At 55.6% G+C, this 19,244-nt stretch carries 18 protein-coding genes and 1 tRNA gene; 9 read left to right on the forward strand and 10 right to left on the reverse strand.

Going from position 1 to position 19,244, the window contains the following annotated elements:
* Nucleotides 1-44: 44 nt before the first annotated feature.
* Nucleotides 45-1,046, reverse strand: coding sequence for a metallophosphoesterase family protein (locus I5P96_RS11450; RefSeq protein WP_223382194.1), 1,002 nt, complete (start codon nt 1,044-1,046; stop codon nt 45-47).
* A gap of 290 nt (nt 1,047-1,336) precedes the next feature.
* Here I5P96_RS11450 and I5P96_RS11455 point away from each other — a divergent pair, with 290 nt between their 5' ends.
* From I5P96_RS11455 to I5P96_RS11495, 9 genes are all read left to right on the forward strand, one after another.
* A complete protein-coding gene (locus I5P96_RS11455) occupies nt 1,337-2,398 on the forward strand; it encodes a hypothetical protein (RefSeq protein ID WP_223382195.1) in 1,062 nt (353 codons plus the stop codon).
* A 354-nt stretch (nt 2,399-2,752) separates the two neighbouring features.
* Nucleotides 2,753-3,136 (forward strand): helix-turn-helix domain-containing protein, encoded by a 384-nt coding sequence (locus I5P96_RS11460; RefSeq protein WP_181966910.1) that lies wholly within the window; start codon nt 2,753-2,755, stop codon nt 3,134-3,136.
* A 275-nt stretch (nt 3,137-3,411) separates the two neighbouring features.
* Nucleotides 3,412-4,068: an ImmA/IrrE family metallo-endopeptidase gene (locus I5P96_RS11465; RefSeq protein ID WP_181966909.1), complete on the forward strand. Its 657-nt coding sequence runs from the start codon at nt 3,412-3,414 to the stop codon at nt 4,066-4,068.
* A 479-nt stretch (nt 4,069-4,547) separates the two neighbouring features.
* Nucleotides 4,548-5,018 carry a sigma-70 family RNA polymerase sigma factor gene (locus tag I5P96_RS11470; protein WP_223382196.1) on the forward strand — a complete coding sequence of 157 codons (471 nt, stop codon included), beginning with the start codon at nt 4,548-4,550 and terminating at the stop codon, nt 5,016-5,018.
* Nucleotides 5,019-5,394: 376 nt separating this feature from the next.
* Nucleotides 5,395-5,622 (forward strand): hypothetical protein, encoded by a 228-nt coding sequence (locus I5P96_RS11475; protein ID WP_223382197.1) that lies wholly within the window; start codon nt 5,395-5,397, stop codon nt 5,620-5,622.
* A 68-nt stretch (nt 5,623-5,690) separates the two neighbouring features.
* Nucleotides 5,691-6,365: a type II toxin-antitoxin system PemK/MazF family toxin gene (locus I5P96_RS11480; RefSeq protein ID WP_223382198.1), complete on the forward strand. Its 675-nt coding sequence runs from the start codon at nt 5,691-5,693 to the stop codon at nt 6,363-6,365.
* Nucleotides 6,356-7,168 carry a DUF6551 family protein gene (locus I5P96_RS11485; protein ID WP_223382199.1) on the forward strand — a complete coding sequence of 271 codons (813 nt, stop codon included), beginning with the start codon at nt 6,356-6,358 and terminating at the stop codon, nt 7,166-7,168. Before I5P96_RS11480 ends, I5P96_RS11485 begins: the two co-directional genes overlap by 10 nt.
* A gap of 133 nt (nt 7,169-7,301) precedes the next feature.
* Nucleotides 7,302-7,502, forward strand: coding sequence for a helix-turn-helix domain-containing protein (locus I5P96_RS11490; protein WP_005927005.1), 201 nt, complete (start codon nt 7,302-7,304; stop codon nt 7,500-7,502).
* Nucleotides 7,503-7,577: 75 nt separating this feature from the next.
* The gene (locus tag I5P96_RS11495; RefSeq protein WP_223382200.1) at nt 7,578-8,675 is read left to right on the forward strand and encodes a tyrosine-type recombinase/integrase; all 1,098 of its coding nucleotides are present in this window, start codon (nt 7,578-7,580) and stop codon (nt 8,673-8,675) included.
* Nucleotides 8,676-8,809: 134 nt separating this feature from the next.
* Here the strand turns inward: I5P96_RS11495 and I5P96_RS11500 are convergent.
* The 9 genes from I5P96_RS11500 to I5P96_RS11540 all read right to left on the reverse strand — a co-directional run bounded on the left by I5P96_RS11500 (nt 8,810) and on the right by I5P96_RS11540 (nt 18,968).
* A tRNA-Pro gene (locus I5P96_RS11500) sits at nt 8,810-8,887 on the reverse strand.
* Nucleotides 8,888-8,959: 72 nt separating this feature from the next.
* Nucleotides 8,960-9,745 carry a ComF family protein gene (locus I5P96_RS11505; protein WP_223382201.1) on the reverse strand — a complete coding sequence of 262 codons (786 nt, stop codon included), beginning with the start codon at nt 9,743-9,745 and terminating at the stop codon, nt 8,960-8,962.
* Entirely contained in the window at nt 9,745-11,925 is a 2,181-nt protein-coding gene (locus I5P96_RS11510; RefSeq protein WP_223382202.1) for an S-layer homology domain-containing protein, read from the reverse strand. Before I5P96_RS11510 ends, I5P96_RS11505 begins: the two co-directional genes overlap by 1 nt.
* Before the next feature lie 13 nt (nt 11,926-11,938).
* Entirely contained in the window at nt 11,939-13,144 is a 1,206-nt protein-coding gene (locus I5P96_RS11515; RefSeq protein ID WP_118553812.1) for an ABC transporter permease, read from the reverse strand.
* Nucleotides 13,141-13,902 carry an ABC transporter ATP-binding protein gene (locus tag I5P96_RS11520; RefSeq protein WP_118553813.1) on the reverse strand — a complete coding sequence of 254 codons (762 nt, stop codon included), beginning with the start codon at nt 13,900-13,902 and terminating at the stop codon, nt 13,141-13,143. The genes I5P96_RS11515 and I5P96_RS11520 overlap by 4 nt, the downstream gene beginning before the upstream one ends.
* An 11-nt stretch (nt 13,903-13,913) precedes the next feature.
* Complete coding sequence (locus I5P96_RS11525; protein WP_223382203.1) at nt 13,914-15,545, reverse strand: efflux RND transporter periplasmic adaptor subunit; 1,632 nt, start codon at nt 15,543-15,545, stop codon at nt 13,914-13,916.
* A gap of 225 nt (nt 15,546-15,770) precedes the next feature.
* Nucleotides 15,771-16,769: a GGGtGRT protein gene (locus I5P96_RS11530; RefSeq protein ID WP_097793550.1), complete on the reverse strand. Its 999-nt coding sequence runs from the start codon at nt 16,767-16,769 to the stop codon at nt 15,771-15,773.
* A 17-nt stretch (nt 16,770-16,786) separates the two neighbouring features.
* A complete protein-coding gene (locus I5P96_RS11535; RefSeq protein ID WP_097793551.1) occupies nt 16,787-17,488 on the reverse strand; it encodes an iron-sulfur cluster assembly scaffold protein in 702 nt (233 codons plus the stop codon).
* A 259-nt stretch (nt 17,489-17,747) separates the two neighbouring features.
* On the reverse strand, nt 17,748-18,968 hold the full coding sequence (locus tag I5P96_RS11540) for an MFS transporter (RefSeq protein WP_223382205.1): 1,221 nt from the start codon (nt 18,966-18,968) through the stop codon (nt 17,748-17,750).
* Nucleotides 18,969-19,244: the final 276 nt, after the last annotated feature.

Genomic DNA, 19,244 nt, shown 5'->3' on the forward strand with positions numbered 1-19,244 from the left:
AGTTTAGGCATAGTGCCGATATCTCGGAGGCTGTATTTTTGTGATTAAACATCACCTTGAAGTGTCTCAAATTCGTCCCATGCAAAAGACCATGATGCAACAGAAGGAGTCAACGGCACAGTGATTCCAGTTTTTTCGGGAGAGGGTGGAACAAAATGACCTTCTACTCCTTTTACCGAAACACCGTTTTCATCCAACGTGACAATTGCATAGATTGGATCTGCATAAGGAACAACAAATTGCAAATTTGGGAACTTCGCTTCAATCTCAGAGCTGTAACGGTGCGTTGCGTACGCAGTTCCCGCCCAGTAGTTGGAGATACTGTTAAGGGTATAATACAAAATTCCATTTTCAAAATGCCTGATATCCCGATGAACATGACCGTTCATGCAAAACTGAATCCGCTTTCCTGCTGCTCTGCCTTCCCGGATAATCTTCTGCAGGTCGTCAACATTTCTGAGTCCGCGAGGGCAGGCATAGAGCGGCTGATGCGAAAAAATCACAATGGGTTCTGTCGCAGAAAGAACTTCTTCCCGAAGCCACACAAGCTGCTGTTCTCCAAGATACGGGAGGTCTGTGGTTTCAAAATATTTTCCAAAATTGTAATCCACAAGGTCGCCGCGTTCATCCCGATAAGAGTTGCCGTCCAGAACGATGAAGTGCCAGCCTTTGAGATGGAACGAGTAATAGGGCTTTTCCATCCCATACATTTCCAGAGCATCTGCCTTGGAGCAAAAATCACACTCATGATTTCCGAGGAGATGATACTTCGGTTTGGAAAACAAATTATATTTATTCAGAATCTCTAGTTTTGGTATTTCAGTCGGACATTCCATTGCATATTTGAGATTGATGGGCATTTTCTCCGGTGCACATAGACAGGTCGAAGTGTCCTTGGGATAAGAAAAATCACCCAGCTGAATGATAAAATCGACATCGGCCTTTTGTGCAGCATCCAGAAAAGCATCTATTCGCATCATGCCATCGTGCATAATGTCCAGATGCAAATCTGTCATTGCTGCGAAGGTCACAGGTTGTGTTTTCATATCAATTCTCCTCTATTTCGTTTCGGATTAACACACTTGTTCGGAATGAGTTAGTATTCTATTTGTGTGTACTTCTTTACGAATTTCTATGCAGAGAGACCACTGTAGCAGCTACTTTCTGCATCGCAAATATGCGCCCTGTTGTATACATTTTTCACCTCCCATGGTAAATTTCTTTATACTGATGCTATTCTATCACTTTTTTTGAAACGTGTCAAAATAATTATTGACGAATCCCAGTGCTTGTTCTATAATGGACATATGAAAGCTGTATTCGAGGAGGTATTAGTATGGATCAAATCCCTGAATTTTACCAACCGCACCATCATCGGAGAACTGCCATCCGAATCATCAAATCAAAGGCAGGGCACTACGGTCTACCAATATTTCACTTTGATGCCGACTTTTTCTTGGAAGCTGTTAACGACCCACATTTCTGCTATGAAACGGATAATGAATTCGTTGTCTATGTGGAACACACACAGTTAGCAGATGCTTGTCTTGCAACCTGCTCCTTTGATACCGAAAACAAGTATGAGGTAACTGCAATTCTCTGTGAAAAGCAGACTCTTTACTTCGAGAACAAAAGCGGTATCATCACCTTTAATTTTGAGATCAGCGGTCTGACCGGGCCAACACGAACGCTATATGTACATTCTATTCTGCGTGATCCCGGTTTGACCCTGCGAATCGAGCAGAACCATATCGGACGACGTGCAGGAAAATACCGCGAAGGAGATTATCCGGCAACCGAAATTTTAGCAGCAAACCATTATATGTTTGCCATGCGCGAGATGTTGTATGCACTTGATCTCCCGCAGTATTTGAACCGGAATCGTCTGGGTTATCTCCTGATTTTGGGCTTTGAAACGAACAATGAGATTCATACAGATTACCCTCCACACTGGCATCTCATTTATCGCTGGCCCAATCATGCTGGTTCTCCTGCACCTCACATTTACCTTGCCCCCGATGGTAAGATGACAGAAAATGCGTGCTATGTAGACTGTGCTCATGGCACGCACCGTGACTATTCCGCAGGTGAATGGTGTCCCTTTGTTGACCCTTATGGACATGATGTATGTGCTATCCGGATAAATGCGGATGGAGGAATGTCTATAACCAAACCGATGTCCTCCATTTATACGATGAGTGCCTATACTCCAGATGTTGGTGTGACCATCTATAAGGATGATACACTCATTGGCACAATCCGAACGGAAAATGATACGGATCAAGGAATTTTCAATGTCACATGGAACAGTACTGGAAATCTCAACTTCCACGGTAGCTATTCCGAAACCATCGAGTACAATACCCTTACAGGTGCAATTCTTAAAATAAAACGATAATTGATACAAATCCCTCAATGCCACATACAGTTTTGGGGAATTGTTGAACAGATAGTTGTACGTCGTTAAGAGACTTTCTCTGAAAGAGGATGATTTGTCAAAACTGTTCTGTAGAATTGCTGCTATAAATTATTGATAGCCCGTCCATCCGAGCGGAGTCCTGTTTTTCAGGGCTCCGCTTTTTGATGTTGTGCAAGTTTGATCTTGAGAAATCCAATGATTTATCAATACCAGTTTTGAAACAAGCAATATATGTAGTAAAATTTCAGTATTTATATTCTATTGAAGGTTTTTGCCGCAACGTGTACTCTTTTTAGGGAAAGCACTTGTTGTTTTGAAGATGAGAGGTATGCTGTGGCAAAATCAAAAGGGAAAAGTCGTTCTACACAGGTGCGTTCAAAGCTTGCGATACAAGTTGGTGAACGAATCCGTAAAACTCGTAAACAAGAAGGACTTAGTATCGAAAACTTTGCACTTCGTTGCGACATTCACCCGTCCTATGTTGGTCATATAGAGCGAGGAATGCAGAATCCGACGCTTTCCACCTTGGAGCGCATCAGCCAGGGTTTGGGAATCAGCATGGAGGACCTTTTCAAGGACATAGATACACCGATCAATGTGGAGAACGCTGCAATACGACATCTATCTCAGGTCATAAGCGAGTTGTCCCCTGAGCAAACGCAACAGCTTCTGCAGATTGTTGATAGTGTCATGGCAATCAAAAACGAATATTTATAAGAAAACGCTCTCTTATCGAGGGCGTTTTCTTGTTGCAAAAAAGTGACACTGTACAATAGGAAGCAACGGATCGCTACATATAAATAGCCTTTTTTCGAGCGATATAAACATCGAACTTTCGTTTATTTTGTGACATTCTACAGTTGTTATTTGAATTTATTTGATATTTATACAAAAAACCATTGAGTATATTGCAGCATGAGAAAAAATGCGGTATAATCGGCGCAATCTACACAGATCGAGTAGGATAATAAAAAAGAATGGGAGGCGTACACATGAGTTGTTTGGGTTCAAAGCATGAGTTACTGCAAGTTGCAGACCATGTAATCGCTCATTATTATCAGCGTGTTCCGTTTGTACGGAATCATCCGCAGGCGATAGACTTGGATATGCTTGTGATGGAACTGATGGGCGGTAGCATCAAGATGTTCCCACTATCTAAAGATGGCTCTATGTTAGGCATGACTGCACATGAGCGCCTTATAATCCGAATGGAACTAAAAGATGGCACAATCATTCGTGACACGTTGCGCCCCAAAGACATTGTGATAGATTCCTCGCTGGCAGGTTTCCACAACACCGGAGTGCGGAACTTTACTTTGGCACACGAAATCGGGCATCAGCTTTTGCACATTTATTATCCACTTCTGGCTCTTTCAGACCAGTTGGAAGAAGACTGTGCGGACATTATTGCAGAAGGTCTTTTGCTGCCAGAGTGCCTTGTGAGGGCCTCCATGGCATTCTTCCAGTTCCCTGACACGTTATCTCATATATCCAGATCGCAGTTAGATATGAACTACCCTAGTTTTAAGAAGATGGCGAGGCAACTAGGTGTGCAACGTCAGCTTCTTGCAAATCGTATGAAGTATTTGCATATCCTGACCAGCGATGTTCCGTATCGCCACACACTTTCGTTGATGGAGGCAGGGTGATAATGAAAGACAGACTTAAAGAACATATGGAAGGCTGGCGTTTCTGCGAAAAATGCGGCATGAAGCTTTATCAAAAGATAGATGGATGCAGCGGCACGATTCATCTGAAATGTCACCGCTGCAATACACTCCTCCGCATTGATTTATCATTCCGAAGAAAGAAGTGACCCTCTAAAAAAATCGGGTGCATCGCACCCTGAATATGGACTGTTCGCACCGAGCAACGGGCCGTCACCTCTGGGTGATGTATGAAACGTAGCACCAAATAGCCGGGCAACAGCTTGATTGAGTGATTTTCGCTTGAGAATCTCTCAGTCGGCTGTTGTCCGGCTATTTTTTATAGCTTCAGGAAGCCTGCTCCCGAAAAGGAGCAGGTTTTATGTTTGCCCTCTTTTCATGGCTGCCCCAAGCGGCGAAATATCCGTAGTGTCTCCAAATTTTCGACTTTTCACGTTTTATCGAAAATTTGGAGGTTACACATGAGTTTCAATAATGGCAATGAACGTCGCAAGCTGAACGCAAAGTGGGCGCATCTTCGTGTGCAGTACCGCGAAGCAGGAATGAGCGAAGATGCAATTCAGGCTATGTACGAGTTTGATTTGGGTGTTCTCAATAGCGAACGCGCCTACATCACCAACACACTGACGATTTCTGACACCACCGATGATAGTACAGCCACGGAAACCAGCGACTTCAAGCAGTATGAAAAAGCCATTACCGTAACGGATACCTACCACGAAACGAAAACGCGCTTTGCATGGGTAGGCGAAGTTCAAAATGAGAGGTTACACACCGGACTAGAAAAACTTTCAGATGAAGATCTCAAACTGCTGACCTTATACGCTGTAAGTGGCTTTAACGAATATGAAATTGCTAAAGTATTTAGGATTTCACAGCCTGCTATTCATAAGCGAATTGCAAAAATCACTTTATTTTTGAAGAAGTTTTGATTTTTGGTTATTTTTTGAGCCTTCTCGATGGCTCGTAAGTGTAAGGGCAATTCACCAGATGGCGAAAGCCGCTGAACGAAATGTCTGCACTCATGTTCTTTGAAAACTGAATAGTTCCGCCATCTGGTACTCCGATAATGATACTTCCGTAATTCGCGGCCCGGTCACAAAGCAGACGGGGTGGCTGAAATGCCAATGAAGCGGTACAAGTCCGCTGCCAGATGTTTATGCCCCACTCGCAGGGAGCCGAGGGCGAATATGCGAGACCTTAACTTATTAAATCAGGCGTGGCCGAATGCTGTTTTCGGTCTTCGTCCACGCCTGTTCTTTTTACTTATTCCATATATCCACATTTTCGTCCTACATAGGAGGTTTTATGAACGAAAACGACCGTACCACCTTAGAGCAAGCGATCTACGAGGAAATGGAACTGACCCCGGAGATGATTCGGTCCATCCGCACGCTCTGCGGTGTCTGCCTTTGTAGTTTTGTAGAATCCAAGGCGTTCAAAATCGCCATTGTTCCCAGCGCAGACCGGAGCATGGACACTTGCGCAGTCTGCCAGACCCGGCGCGGTCATGACTACGTTGTAATGAACCGCTGAACAAACACACCGCCCACCGCCAAGGAGGTGCAGCGGGCGGTGTACATATTGCAAAAGGAGGGCAGCTATTGATTCAAAACTGGAAATTCCAACGTGGAGACATTTTCTTCACCCGTTTCGACAACGCCATCGGTTCAGAGCAAAGCGGGAATCGTCCGGCAGTCGTTCTCCAGAACGATGTGGGAAATTTTTACTCACCCACGCTGATCGTGGCCACATTGACAAGCAAGGCGGCAAAAAAGTATACCCAGCCGACCCACTGCCTGCTGGTGAACGAGTTTCTCTCCGTACCATCCATCGTTCAGGCAGAGCAGATTTTTACCGTAGACAAGAGCAGGGTGCTGAAATTCCTCGGACACCTCACCCCGGAGGAAATGGACCGAGTGGATGATGCTGTCCGCGCCAGCCTTGCTCTGAACCCGATGGGGAGCATTCAGCGGCTTCCACCTATCATCCGTTCTACGGCGGCTTACGCGCCGCCTGAGGTGGTTGAGGGTAAGCCGCCCATCTATCCCTACACACCCATCAAATCGTCCTTTGAGGACGCAGGGAGCGTTGAGGACATGATGCTGTACACCGAACTGGAAGCTGCGGTACACGCAATGATCCAGCGGCTGGAATACAGCTTCACATTTAACCCCAGTCTGCTCACCATCCCGAAGCGTAAACAGCAGGTTGCTGAAATCCTGAAAGAAGCCGAAACGTACATCTGGAGGATCAAGGAGGAAATGCGATGCGCCTGAAAGACAACAACAATCCCTTCATCCATGTCAACCCGCCGTACCAGCTCATGGTCATCCACAGCAGCAAGCTGGTCTATCCCCGCGAACTGTATCAGCGTGGTGTGGAGCGCAAGCGTGTGGAACTGATTGCCGCCCACTTCAACGAATATGTGGCAAATGAGCCGAAGGTCAGTTTCCGCAACGGTCAGTTCATCGTAACGGATGGGCAGCACACCATCGAGGGGCGCATCCTCCGCAACGGTGGCAAAGATCTGCCGATTCTCTGCAAGGTGTACACGGGCATGACCGTAGAGCAGGAAGCCCTGCTCTTTGCCGAGCAGAACGGCTTCTCTGCGCCGCTGACGGCAGGCATCAAGCTCCGTGCCAAGGTGGTGGGCGGCGATGCCATTTCCAAAGCCTTTCTCGCAGCCACCAACCGAGTAGGATTGAGCCTCAATTATGACAGCCAGCAGCTGACCGATTACCGCATCGGCTGCGTTGGTACGGCTTTCCGGCTCTACAAGCAGCTGGGCGAACCGCTCTACTGTGAAACGATGCGGCTCATCGTGGCAGCATGGGAGGGCAAACCGGATTCGTTCCGGGCATCTGTTCTGAAAGGCATGATGCACTTCGTGGAGCTGTACCACGGCGAGTTCAGCGAGGAACGGCTGCTCCGTGCGCTGGGCAGCATCCACCCGGTCGATATCTACCGCATCGGACAGGACGACCCCGCAAAGCTGCGCGGATGGAAAAAATACGTTTTCCCCATCTACACCGCCTACAACGGCAAGTGCAGAAAAGACGCACTGCCGATGAAATTTTGATGTTCACAGGCATTCCTCCCATATACACAAGGGGCATCCGCAAACCGCAGATGCCCCTTGTTACATATCAAGACCACTATATATACGATTTATGTGCTCATTCAATACAATATACAGAGAAAAGAGGTATTCTATGCGCTCTCAGTTCACTTCGTATGAGCAGCTTCCCATCACCCTGACAGCCGATCATGTCGCTGCTGCGCTGGGCATCTCCCGCGCCAACGCTTACATCCTGCTCCGTTCGGACGGTTTTCCCACGCTCCACATCGGTAAGCGGATGGTCGTACCCAAAGACCGTTTTCTTCAGTGGATCACGGACAGCGTAAATGGCTGATCTGACATCCTTGATTCAAGAGGTTTCTTTTTCTATACTATTCCCGAAACGACTTGACATCAGGAAGGAGGCAATATGCCAAGCAAACGTTCTCACGGCGAGGGTACGCTTCGCCACCGCAGCGATGGTCGCTGGGAATTACGTATGATGGACGGCTACCAGAAAGATGGTTCGCCGCGCTTCAAGACCTTCTATGGCAAGACCCAGAAGGAGGTCAAGCTCAAACTGAAGGAGTATCAGGATGCGCTTATCAGCGGTGTCCAGCTGGACACGATCCTGTACTTTGAGGATTGGGCTGATACATGGTTCGAAGGTCACAAGGATAATATCGCTCCCACGACACAGGAAAGCTACAAATACTGCCTGAAAATGCTCAAAGAGGGATTTTATCATCGCCCCTTGACCGTCATACGCCCCATCGACATTGAAAACTTCCTGAAAGGGATGCGGCGCGATGGCCGCTCGGATTCTTACATCAGCAAGGCACGAGGGATGCTCTACCAGATCTTTCAAAAGGCAGAAGCCAATGATCTTGTGCGCCGCAACCCGGTTCGGCTTGCTGAAAAAATGCGGGCATCCGGCACCGCAAAGCGCAAGGAAGCCTTTACCACAGCGGAAGTCGCGCACCTGATGAAGGTGCTGCCCGATGACCGCATGGGCTTGAGCATCCGGCTTTTGCTCGGCACTGGAATGAGAATGCAGGAACTTCTGGCTTTGGAGCCGCAGTTTATTGAAGAAGATGGCTCTGTCATTCACATCCGGCAGGCAGTAAAGGTCGTAAAAGGTACGGTCAGCATCGGCAGTCCGAAATCCAAAGACAGTATCCGGGATATTCCGGTGCCGCTGAATGTCCGCCCGTGTGCCATCAAGCTGCGGGATACCACCGACCAGTTCATCTGGGAAAGCCCCAAAACCGGCTTGCCCTGCAATCCCACCCATTTCCGGGATGTATTTCGCAAATCTCTGGAAGAAGCGGGCGATGTCCGCTTGCTCACGCCGCACAGCTGCCGCCACACCTATGTGTCGCAGATGCAGGCGTTGGGCGTGGATATCCAGACCATCCAGAGCATCGTAGGCCACGCCGATACCGAGATGACTGAGCATTATCTCCATGTTCAGGAATCCATTCGGCAGAGTGCGATCCAGTTGTTCAGCGAGGCGTTTTCGGCCTGAAAATTGGACGGAACGACACTAATTAGACCAGATAAAATCGTTGGCATTGTGGTCAAAATTGTGGTCAAAACCAAATGAGGTCAGCCCACAAACAAAAAAATCCAACGATTTCTAACGTGAAATCGTTGGATTTATGGTCCGAGTGGCGAGAATCGAACTCACGGCCTCTTGAACCCCATTCAAGCGCGCTACCAAAACTGCGCTACACCCGGATATCTGCAAGCGGCTGTCGCTCACAGCTCATTTAGTATACCCGACGAGGGCGGTTTTGTCAAGCACTTTTCTCAAAAATCCTCCTCGGAATTTTCGGAGATGGCTTCGGTCGGGCTTTGCGGGGTGTCGAGTTCCACGGTCGCCAGCGCCACGGCGAAAACGCTCTCGGCACCGGCGGCCAGCAGGGCCTGGGTGCAGGCGGTCACGGTGGCACCGGTGGTGATGACATCATCCACGAGAAGGATGCGCTTCCCTGCCACTCGTTCCGGGTCTGTCACACGGAACGCACCAGATACATTCACCAGCCGCTCATCGAAGGAGAGGCCCTCCTGCCGCTTGCCGGAGCGGGCGCGAACCAGCAGCCTCGGCTCCAGCGGGACGCCCACCGCGCGGGCCACGGACCGGGCCATCCGCTCCGGCACGTTGTACCCGCGCACCCGGCTGGAAGCCGGCACCGGCACCACGCAGTTGTAGCCGATGGCAAGGCCGGGCACGGTCTCCACCTCCGGCCCGAAGCCGCGCATCCGGACTTCGCTCCCGAACAGAAGCCGCGCCATCTCCACGCCCAGCTCATCAGCAGCCCACGGGGCAGCCTGGAACTTTGCCCGCAGCACACCCCGCCGGACGCAGCCCGCATAGCGGTAGGGCGCGGCGGCACCTTCCAGATTTTTGATGTAGTGCCGCTCCCTGGCCAGACGAAAGGTCGGGCGGCGGCGCAGCGTTTCCAGTTCCTCTTTGCAATCGGGGCAGGCGCTCACCGACCCCAGCACCCGGTCACAAAAAGGGCAGCGGCGCGGGTAAAGCACCCAGCGCAGCTGCCGCAGAATGCGGCCAACGCCGCTGTTTTCGATTTGCATCAATCGTTCTTGACCGCGATGATGACCCGCACCTTTTTGCCTGCCGTGCAGCCGAAGTTGTCGTACCAGCCGGTGAGCTTGTACTCGTCGGTGTTCACGGAGGCCAGTCTGGTGGGGTAATACTGGCCCTTGTACCACAGGTAGACCTGGGCATCGTCGGCCATCTCATAGCGGGTATTGCCCGACAGCACCGACGCTGCACCCACGCGGTCGATCTTCAGCGGCATCAGCTGGACCATGCGCTTGACCGAGCCGGTGGTCTCCTGCCGCACTGCAACGCCGCCCGCGATGACCGGGTACTTGATGGCGGTGCTGAAGCTGGCGGGCGAACCGTTCACGTAGCACACATAGGTCGCGCCGCCGCCGATGAACCGAAGGATCTGCTTGAAGGGGGTGCCGGTGATCTCGGCCACCTGCTTGAAGCCGATGCTCAGCAGCGAACCGGTGTTGCTGGTCAGCTTCTGCCAGGCCGTGGAGAGGATATCGCCGGAGACGATGCCCCACAGGATCTCGCTCGTCGTGGGCACCAGAAGGCTCGTGACCTGGTCGGTCACGGTCCCCTGCGTCGTGGAATCGGCAGACCCCGTTGTCCCGTTCTTGTTACCGGTAGTGGTTCCGGTTGTGGTTCCGCCCGCCGCGGACGAACCGCCGGACGAATTTGCATCGGGGTTGAAGCTGGTGATGAAACTCTTGAGGTCGGTGTAATTGGCCGCGAGGTTCTTCACGTCATCCAGCACACCGTACTTCCACAGGTCGCCGGTCACATCGTTCAGGATGAGGCGGTCGATCTGGCCAGCCTCATTGACGGTGTAGTAGCGGACGTCCGAACTGCTCAGTGTGACCCCCGATAGGCGGCTGGGACGAACCGTCCCAGCCACACCCTCCGAAGTCGTATCCAGAATCTCTACATTGTCAGCCAGAGCGGCATCGCCCAGGGCCGTTGCGTTCTCGTTGATGGTGCCGCTGGTCGAGCGGCCGCTGACGTGCTCCACATTCTCGCCGTCCGGGCCTACGGTGATCTCCACCAGCCAGCCCGCCGGGAAATTCAGGCTCTTATCCACATTCACGGTGCGGGTGATGCCATCGGTGCAGAGGACGGCCACTTTTTGCAGCACGTCCGCGCCGTTCTCCTCGATGAGGCTGCGGGCGGAAGACTGGACGACGCCGTAGAAGACGCTGTCGGCCTCCTCGCCGGTCACGATGCCGGCGGCCTCATTGTTCATGCCCAGCAGCAGGGTCACGACCTGACCCACGCCGCCGCCGTTCAGGGAGGACACCTGCGAGGCCACGGCCGAAGAGCCGAGGGTGTAGGTGCTGCCCGCCACGGTCACGGACGTCGGGGCGCTGGCGCTGGGCGAGACTGCCGTGATGCGGCCTGCCGCGCGGCGGGTATAGATCCAGACAGTCTGTAAACTTTCGCTGTAGTAATACACATCGTACTTTGTCAGTTCGGCGGAAGAAGAGACTTTGTCGTTGCGGTAGACGCTCACAGGAGCAAAGGGCAGCTGCGTGGTGCCGTCCGCGATGAAGGGGCCTTTCAGGCTGCTCAGCATGACGCTGGACGTATCCACCTGACCGTTCGAGACCGTGAAGCCCAGCGAGGTGCCGTAGGCACTGCCGCTGGCGGCGTTGGCCGTGAGCGCATTGTAGAACAGGATGGCGCACTCCTCATAATTCAGTGCCTCACCCTGCTGACGTTCCAGCTGATTGCGCAGACCCAGCTCGCTGGCCTTGTTCAGCTGCGCCTGCGGGAAGGAGCCGCTCAGGTCGGTCATCTTATAGCCCAGCAGCTTGAGCACTGCCGTGACAGCCTCTTCCAGCGTCACGGCGTTGTCCGGGCGGAAGGTGCCGTCGGTGTAGCCGCTCATCCAGCCCTGCTGCACCGCGATGCGGACATAGGGCGCATACGCCGAGCTGCCGGGCAGGTCCTTGTACAGGGTGCCCACGGCCCCCTGCGAGCCTACGCTCTCCCGGAACGTGGAATAGGCCACCAGCATCCGGGCAAAGGCCCCGCGGGTGACCACGGCGTTCAGCGCCGCCGTCTGGGTGGAGTCCATGCCGTCCAGCGTGATGGACAGCTGCACGGCGGTGTTGGCATTGCCCGCCGCTGCGGCCGGGAGCGCCAGCATCGACACGGCCATGCTGACCGCGAGAAGGAATGCGAGAAGACGTTTTTTCATCTGGGGAACCTCCTTAATCATACCGCAGGGCTTCGATGGGGTTGAGCCGTGCGGCGCGCTTGGCAGGCAGGTAGCCGAACAGCACACCGATGCCCACCGAGATGCCGAATGCCACTGCGATGGAGTTGAACGACGGGCTGACGGTGACATCCACGCCGGATGCGACCATGGGCAGGATGCGGTTGGCCGCCATCGAGACGACATAGCCCAGCACGATGCCGAGGAAACCGCCCAGCGCCGAGGTGGTGGCAGCCTCCACCACGAACTGCGCCAGGATGACCCGCTCCTTGGCACCCAGTGCCTTGCGGATGCCGATCTCGCGGGTGCGCTCGGTGACGGACACCAGCATGATATTCATGATGCCGATGCCGCCCACCAGCAGCGAGATGCTGGCGATGCCGGTGAGGATGACGATGACCATGTGGATCATCTTGTTCATCTCTTCCAGGAACTCGCTGGCGCTGTACACATAGTAGGCGTTCTCGCTCTTGAGTACGTTGTACAGACCCGCCTCCATCACGGCCTTGGCATCGTTGGCCTTGCTCTCGTCGGTCATGATGGCGATGTAGCTCTGATTCGTGGACGTGTTGGACAGGCGCATCACCGTGGTGTAGGGCAGGTAGACGCAGGCGTCATCCGAGCCCTCCTGCAGGCTGGGGTCGCTGACCTTGGCGGCCAGCACACCCACGATGCGGAACTTGTTGGCACCGATCTTCAGCGTCTGGCCCACGCCGTTGCCGCCAAAGGCCACGCGGTTGAGGTAGTCGCCGATGATGCAGACCTGCTTGTTGTCTTTGATATCCATATACTGCAGGCCGCGCCCCTTGGCAATGGTGTAGTTCTTCAGGGTGGTGTAGTCTTCATCCACACCGTAGATGTTGAGCCAGCGGTAGGTACTGGTGCCGATCTTCAGGTCGCCGCTGCCGCTGAAGTCGATCTGGGGCGAGACGGACTGGATCAGCTCCGGGTTCTTTTCGGCGATGGCATAGACGTCGTCCACCGAGATGGTGCGGGAGCCATAGCCCCAGACGTTGATGTTCAGGGTGTTGGTGCCCATGGCGGAAAAGCTGTCCCGCATGCTTTTGGTCATGCCGTTGCCCAGGCCGACGATAACAATGACCGCCATAACGCCGATGATGATGCCCAGCATGGTCAGGAAGGTGCGGAGCTTGTTGCTCCAGACGTTCTGGATGGCCTGCCGGAAGGTCTCGATGATCATGCCTGCACCTCCTGTTCCGCCGTTTTTTCCGGGGTCTCCGGCAGCAGAGTGGGCTGCACGATGGCCTCCGGCGCATGGGAATCGCCGTCGTAGACGACCCGGCCATCCTCCAGACGGATGATGCGGTCGGCCTGCACGGCGATGGAATTGTCGTGGGTGATGAGGACGACGGTGTGGCCCTCCTCATGCAGCTGCTGCAGCATCCCCAGCACTTCGCGGCCGGTGTGCGAGTCCAGCGCGCCGGTGGGCTCGTCGGCCAGGATGACCGCCGGGTTGCGCACCAGCGCCCGCGCGATGGAAACGCGCTGCTGCTGGCCGCCGGAGAGCTGATTGGGCTTGTTCCGGATCTTGTCGCCCAGGCCCACCTGTTCCAGCACGGCGCGGGCGCGGCGGTGGCGCTCGGCGCGGGGGATGCCCGCATACACCAGCGGCACCTCCACGTTTTCCAGCAGGTTCAGCCGGGGCAGCAGGTTGTACTGCTGGAAGATAAAGCCCAGCATCTCGTTCCGGATGGAGGCCAGCTCGTTGCGGTTCATCCGGCCCACATCCCTGCCGTTGAGCCGGTAGGTGCCGTGGGTGGGCACATCCAGGCAGCCAATGATGTTCATGCAGGTGGATTTGCCGGAGCCTGACTGGCCGACAATGGCGACGAACTCGCCCTTGTCTATTTTCATGGTGATGTGGTCTGCGGCCTTGACCGTGGTATCACCCATCTGGTAATACTTACAGACCTCATCAAACTCGATCAGAGCGCTCATCGTTCCTCCTATCAGAATGGCATGATATATCCGCCGTCGTCATAGTAGCTGTCGCTGCTGACGGAGCTGGGGTCGTAGCCGATGGTGTCGCCCTCCTGGATGCCGCTGACGATCTGGGTATAGTCGTCGTCGCTGACACCGGTCTTGACCGGCACATAGACGAAGCCCTCCGGAGCCTCCATCGCCGTGTCTGCGTTGGCGGCGCTGGGGGAATCCTTTGTGACGAGCACATAGCTGCCGCGCACCACCGCCGCGTTGGGCACGACGAGGGCGTTGTCCGCCTTGGCCACCACGATCTCCGCGTTGGCGTTCATGCCGGGGCGCAGGCCGTCGGTGTCGTCGATGCGGATGCTGACGGGGTAGGTCGTGGTGCCGCCGTTGGAGGTGCCCTTCATCGAAACGCGGGTCACGGTGCCCACATAGGTCTTATCCGGCACCGCGTCGGCGGTGATCTGGACCTGCTGGCCCACCGAGATGGAGCTGATCTGCAGCTCATCCACGTTGATGCTCATTTCCAGATAGCTCAGGTCATAGACGATGCAGAGGGTGTCGCCGGTCTTGACGGCATCGCCCACCTTGGCGTCCTTTTCAATAATGGTGCCGCTGATGGGGGCGGTGATGGTGTAGTTGTTCATGGTATCCTGCAGGTTCTGCATCGAGATCTCCGCGCTGCGCAGGGATTCGGACGCCGACTGGATGGACTCGGTCAGGTCGTCGCCGGACAGGCCGAGGATGATGTCATCCTTCGCCACGTCCGAGCCTTCCTGCACATTGATGGACGTCACCGTGCCGGCCGCCTGCGCCGTCAGGGTGCGCTCGGCCTGATAGGCAAAGGTGGCCGAGCCGATGGAGCTGACCCCGTTGATGGAGGCAGTGGCCGCCTGCGCCGTGGTCAGGCCGCCTGCGTTCTGCACCGTGATGGTCACGGTGCGGGTCAGCAGATTGCCCGCACTCAGCGCATCGGTGCCGCTCACAGAGGTCACGGTGCCGTCCAGCTGCTCAAAAGTGCCGTCCAGCGTCACAGCGGCGCTCTGGCCCACCGAGAAGTTCGCCGCATCGGCTGCGGGGAACTCCAGCGTCAGCAGCATTCTGGAGCTGTCGCGGATGACGGCCACCTCCTGGCCGCTGGTCACTTCATCGCCCTTCGTCACCTTCAGGCTGCTCACCACGCCCGCCACCTCGGCGCGGACATACTGGCGGTCCACGACCTTATCGTAGCTGCGCTGCGCCTGCTGCATGGCGATCTCGGCCTTTTCAAAGTTGGTGGAAGCGTCCGAGCTGTCGATGGTGTAGAGCACGTTGCTCTCCTCCACGATGTTGCCTTCCTCAATGGTGCCGGTCAGCACCTTGCCATCCACCAGGCTCTTGACGGTGTAGGTATTGGCGGGGTTCAGCGTACCGGTGCCGCTCAGGGTGTTGGTCACATCCCGGCGCTCCGGGGCGGCCTCCGTGTAGCTGGCATCCACACTCGCAGGCTTGGCCTGCTGGGGCCGGAGCAGGAACACGCCGCCTGCCACTGCCACGCAGAGCACCGGCACCAGCCACTTCCAATTCTTTTTCAGGAACGGGACCGGGCCCTTCCCTGCGGCAGCCGCTTCGGGTGTCTGCGCTTCCGGGGTGTCCTTCTTCTTTTTCCAGTTCATGTTGCTATGCTCCTCCTATATGTCCGGGCAGACCGCCCGGCAGGTTGCAGACTTGTATAAGTGTAGTGTATCGCATTTTCCCAGCTTGCACAAGCGTCCAAATTTCATTTCCCCACATTTTTAACAAAAAGGGAAGATTTTGTGGAGTTTTGGCCCCTGAAAATGCAAAAACGGTCTCCCGGAGTGTTCCGGGAGACCGCTGAAACGCTTATTTCAAAAACGAACTTATGCGTTTGCCTGAGCAGCAGCAACAGCGCAGGCGACGGTAGCACCGACCATGGGGTTGTTGCCCATGCCGATCAGACCCATCATCTCAACGTGTGCAGGCACAGAAGAAGAACCTGCAAACTGCGCATCGCCATGGACGCGGCCCAGAGAGTCGGTCAGGCCGTAGCTGGCAGGGCCGGCTGCGACGTTATCGGGGTGCAGGGTACGGCCCGTGCCGCCGCCGGAAGCGACGGAGAAGTACTTCTTGCCATTCTCAATGGCCCACTTCTTGTAGGTGCCGGCGACCAGGTGCTGGAAGCGGACGGGGTTGGTGGAGTTGCCGGTGATGGAGCACTGAACGTCCTCCTTCTTCATGATGGCAACACCCTCCATGACGTCGTTTGCGCCATAGCACTTGACGGCTGCACGCTCGCCGTTGGAGAAGGGGATCTCCTTGACGACGGTCAGGGTCTGAGAGGGGATGTCGTACTCGGTCTGCACATAGGTGAAGCCGTTGATACGGGAGATGATGTAAGCAGCATCCTTGCCCAGGCCGTTCAGGATGACGCGCAGGGGGGTCTTGCGGACCTTGTTTGCGGTGCGGGCGATGCCGATGGCACCCTCAGCAGCAGCGAAGGACTCGTGGCCTGCCAGGAAAGCGAAGCAGGTGGTGTCCTCGCTCAGCAGACGAGCGCCCAGGTTGCCGTGGCCCAGGCCGACCTGGCGCTGCTCTGCGACAGAACCGGGGATGGTGAAGGCCTCCAGGCCCTCGCCGATGGCAGCTGCGCACTCGGCAGCGTCGGTCAGGCCGCGCTTCACAGCGATGGCGGTGCCCAGGGTGTATGCCCAGACAGCGTTATCAAAGCAGATGGGCTGCACACCGCGGACGATCTTGTCGCAGTCGATGCCCTTTGCGAGGAGCATCTCGTTGCAAGCGTCCAGAGACTCCAGGCCGTTGGCCTTCAGGCATGCCTCGATCTTCGGCATGCGGCGATCCATAGATTCAAAAGTTGCCATGCGTTGTTCCTCCTCTCTTATTCCTCACGCGGGTCGATGTACTTGACCGCGCCCTGCTCAGCGCTGAAGCGGCCGTAGGTGCCCACGTTCTTCTCGTATGCCTCATTGGGGGTCTTGCCGTGACGGATATCCTCCATCATCTTGCCCAGCTTGACGAACTGGTAACCGATGACTTCGTTGTTCTCGTCCAGAGCCAGCTTGTTGATGTAGCCCTCGGTCAGCTCCAGGTAACGGACGCCCTTCTCCTTGGTGGAGAAGATGGTGCCGGTCATGGAACGCAGGCCCTTGCCCAGGTCGTCCAGACCTGCGCCGATGGGCAGACCGTCCTCAGAGAAAGCGGTCTGGCTGCGGCCGTAGACGATCTGCAGGAACAGCTCGCGCATAGCCACGTTGATGGCGTCGCACACCAAGTCGGTGTTCAGAGCTTCCAGGATGGTCTTGCCGGGCAGGATCTCGCCAGCCATAGCAGCAGAGTGGGTCATGCCGGAGCAGCCGATGGTCTCCACCAGAGCCTCTTCGATGACGCCGTTCTTGATGTTCAGGGACAGCTTGCAGGTGCCCTGCTGCGGTGCGCACCAGCCCACACCGTGGGTGTAGCCGCTGATGTCCTTCACTTCATAGGCCTTGACCCATGCGCCCTCTTCGGGGATGGGAGCCGGACCATGCTTAGGACCTTTGGTGATCGGGCACATATTCTGTACTTGCTGCGAATAGGTCATAATCATACTCTCCTTTTGACAAATTGATGCCACGCAGCAGGGGGGCTCCCCTGCCGTTTGCATTTGACCGGGCCCGCCGCTCTCATCGGTACGCCCAGTACTACCACGCATAGTTTCATTATAGAGGACCTTTTCGCAATTTTCAAGACGTTTCCGACAATTTTTCTACAAAGTTTTTGATGGTTACTTGTGGCTAACCGCCACATTTTATGCTTTTCCCGTTTCGTTTGATATTTTTTTGTCAGGTCTGCCAAAAGGTTCAGTTTTTCTTTGGTGGTTTTTGCCGTTGGACCGGCTGCAAGGCCCAGATGGCTGCAAAGCCTGCCGCCGCCCCGCCGATGGCCAGCCAGTGCCGCCCGGTCTCCAGCCCCCAGAGGTTGGCCGCAAAAGGGAACGCCAGGCTGCCCACGCTCTGCCCCAGAGCCAGAAAACCGTAGTTCACCCCCGCGTGGGGCAGACCGAACAGGTCGGTGGAAAGGGCAGGCAGCACCGCCGCCAGCGCCGAGTAACAGAAGGTCAGGCTGGCATACACTGCCGCCACGGCCCACCCCTGCGCAAACAGAAACACGCCGGACAGCACGAACGACGCCGCGAACAGGAGCAGATCGGTCGGGCGGCGGCCGATCTTATCACTGAGCAGGGGCATCAGCAGCCGCCCGGCCGCACTGCCCACGCTGCCCAGCACCACGCTCCACAGCGCCGCGCGCTCATCCAGCCCCCGCTCCATGCCCAGCTTCAGAATGATGGGGCTGAACAGCAGCACCGCCGGGGTGGAACAGCAGACCGCCCCCGCGCAGAGCCAATATTGCTTCGTGCCCAGCATCTGCAAGGGAGCCAGGTCGAGCGGCGGGGCGTTCCTGCCCCGGCCCTGCTCTTCCGGCCGCTGCTTTTCGGGCGGCGGGTCAACGAGCAGCAGACTGCCCGCCAGACAGACCGGAAGGGTCAATGCCCCCAACGCCCAGAACGCGCCCCGGATGCCCTGCACCGGCCCGAAGCCCTTCAGCGCCGTCCGGACGAAGACGGTGAGGAATGCGCCGGACAGGCCCACTGCGCCCCCGATGACGCCGGTGGCCAGCCCCTTGCGGCCCTTGTACCATTTCTGGGCGCAGGACTGGATGGACGGATACAGAAACGCCGTGCCCAGCCCCGCCGGGATGCTGAACGCCCCAAAGAAAAAGCCGCCCTTCTCCCCCGGCAGCAGCGCCGCCGCAAAGAAACCGCCGCAGAGCAGGGCCGTGCCCCAGAGCGCAGCGCACCGGGGGCCTTTTTGGTCCTGCAAAAAGCCGCCGATCACGCACCCGACGCCGAACGCCGCGATCAGGAGGCCGAACGCATACCCGGCCCCCTGCTCGCTCAGGCCGTACTCGTCCATCACCGGCTGCTGGAATACGCCCCACGCGGCGGGCAGGCCCGTCAACACCTGAATGGCGGCCCCCGCCGCCAGGATGGCCCACGGATGTTTTGCAGAAAACTGCTGCATTTTTGCATCACCTCTGCCCTTAGTCTGCCCTTTTTGATTGACAAACGAGCAGATTCTTTTATAATTGTAGGTACTATGAAAAGAATAACCCTCTCAGGCGCTTCGCGCCAGCTCTCCCAAGGGGAGAGCCTCTGGCGGGCTGGTTCTGGCCCTGCTGGCTGCTCAGGCCCATCCTTCCGAAAAGCCGTGGGCCTTGCGGCAAAGGGCAGGCAGATGCTGCCCATGAGGACAAGGCTCAGCCGCGTAAGAGCCGAAGGCGACAACGTGCAGACCTGC

The sequence above is a fragment of the Faecalibacterium prausnitzii genome, assembly GCF_019967995.1.
Taxonomy (GTDB): domain Bacteria; phylum Bacillota; class Clostridia; order Oscillospirales; family Ruminococcaceae; genus Faecalibacterium; species Faecalibacterium prausnitzii_E.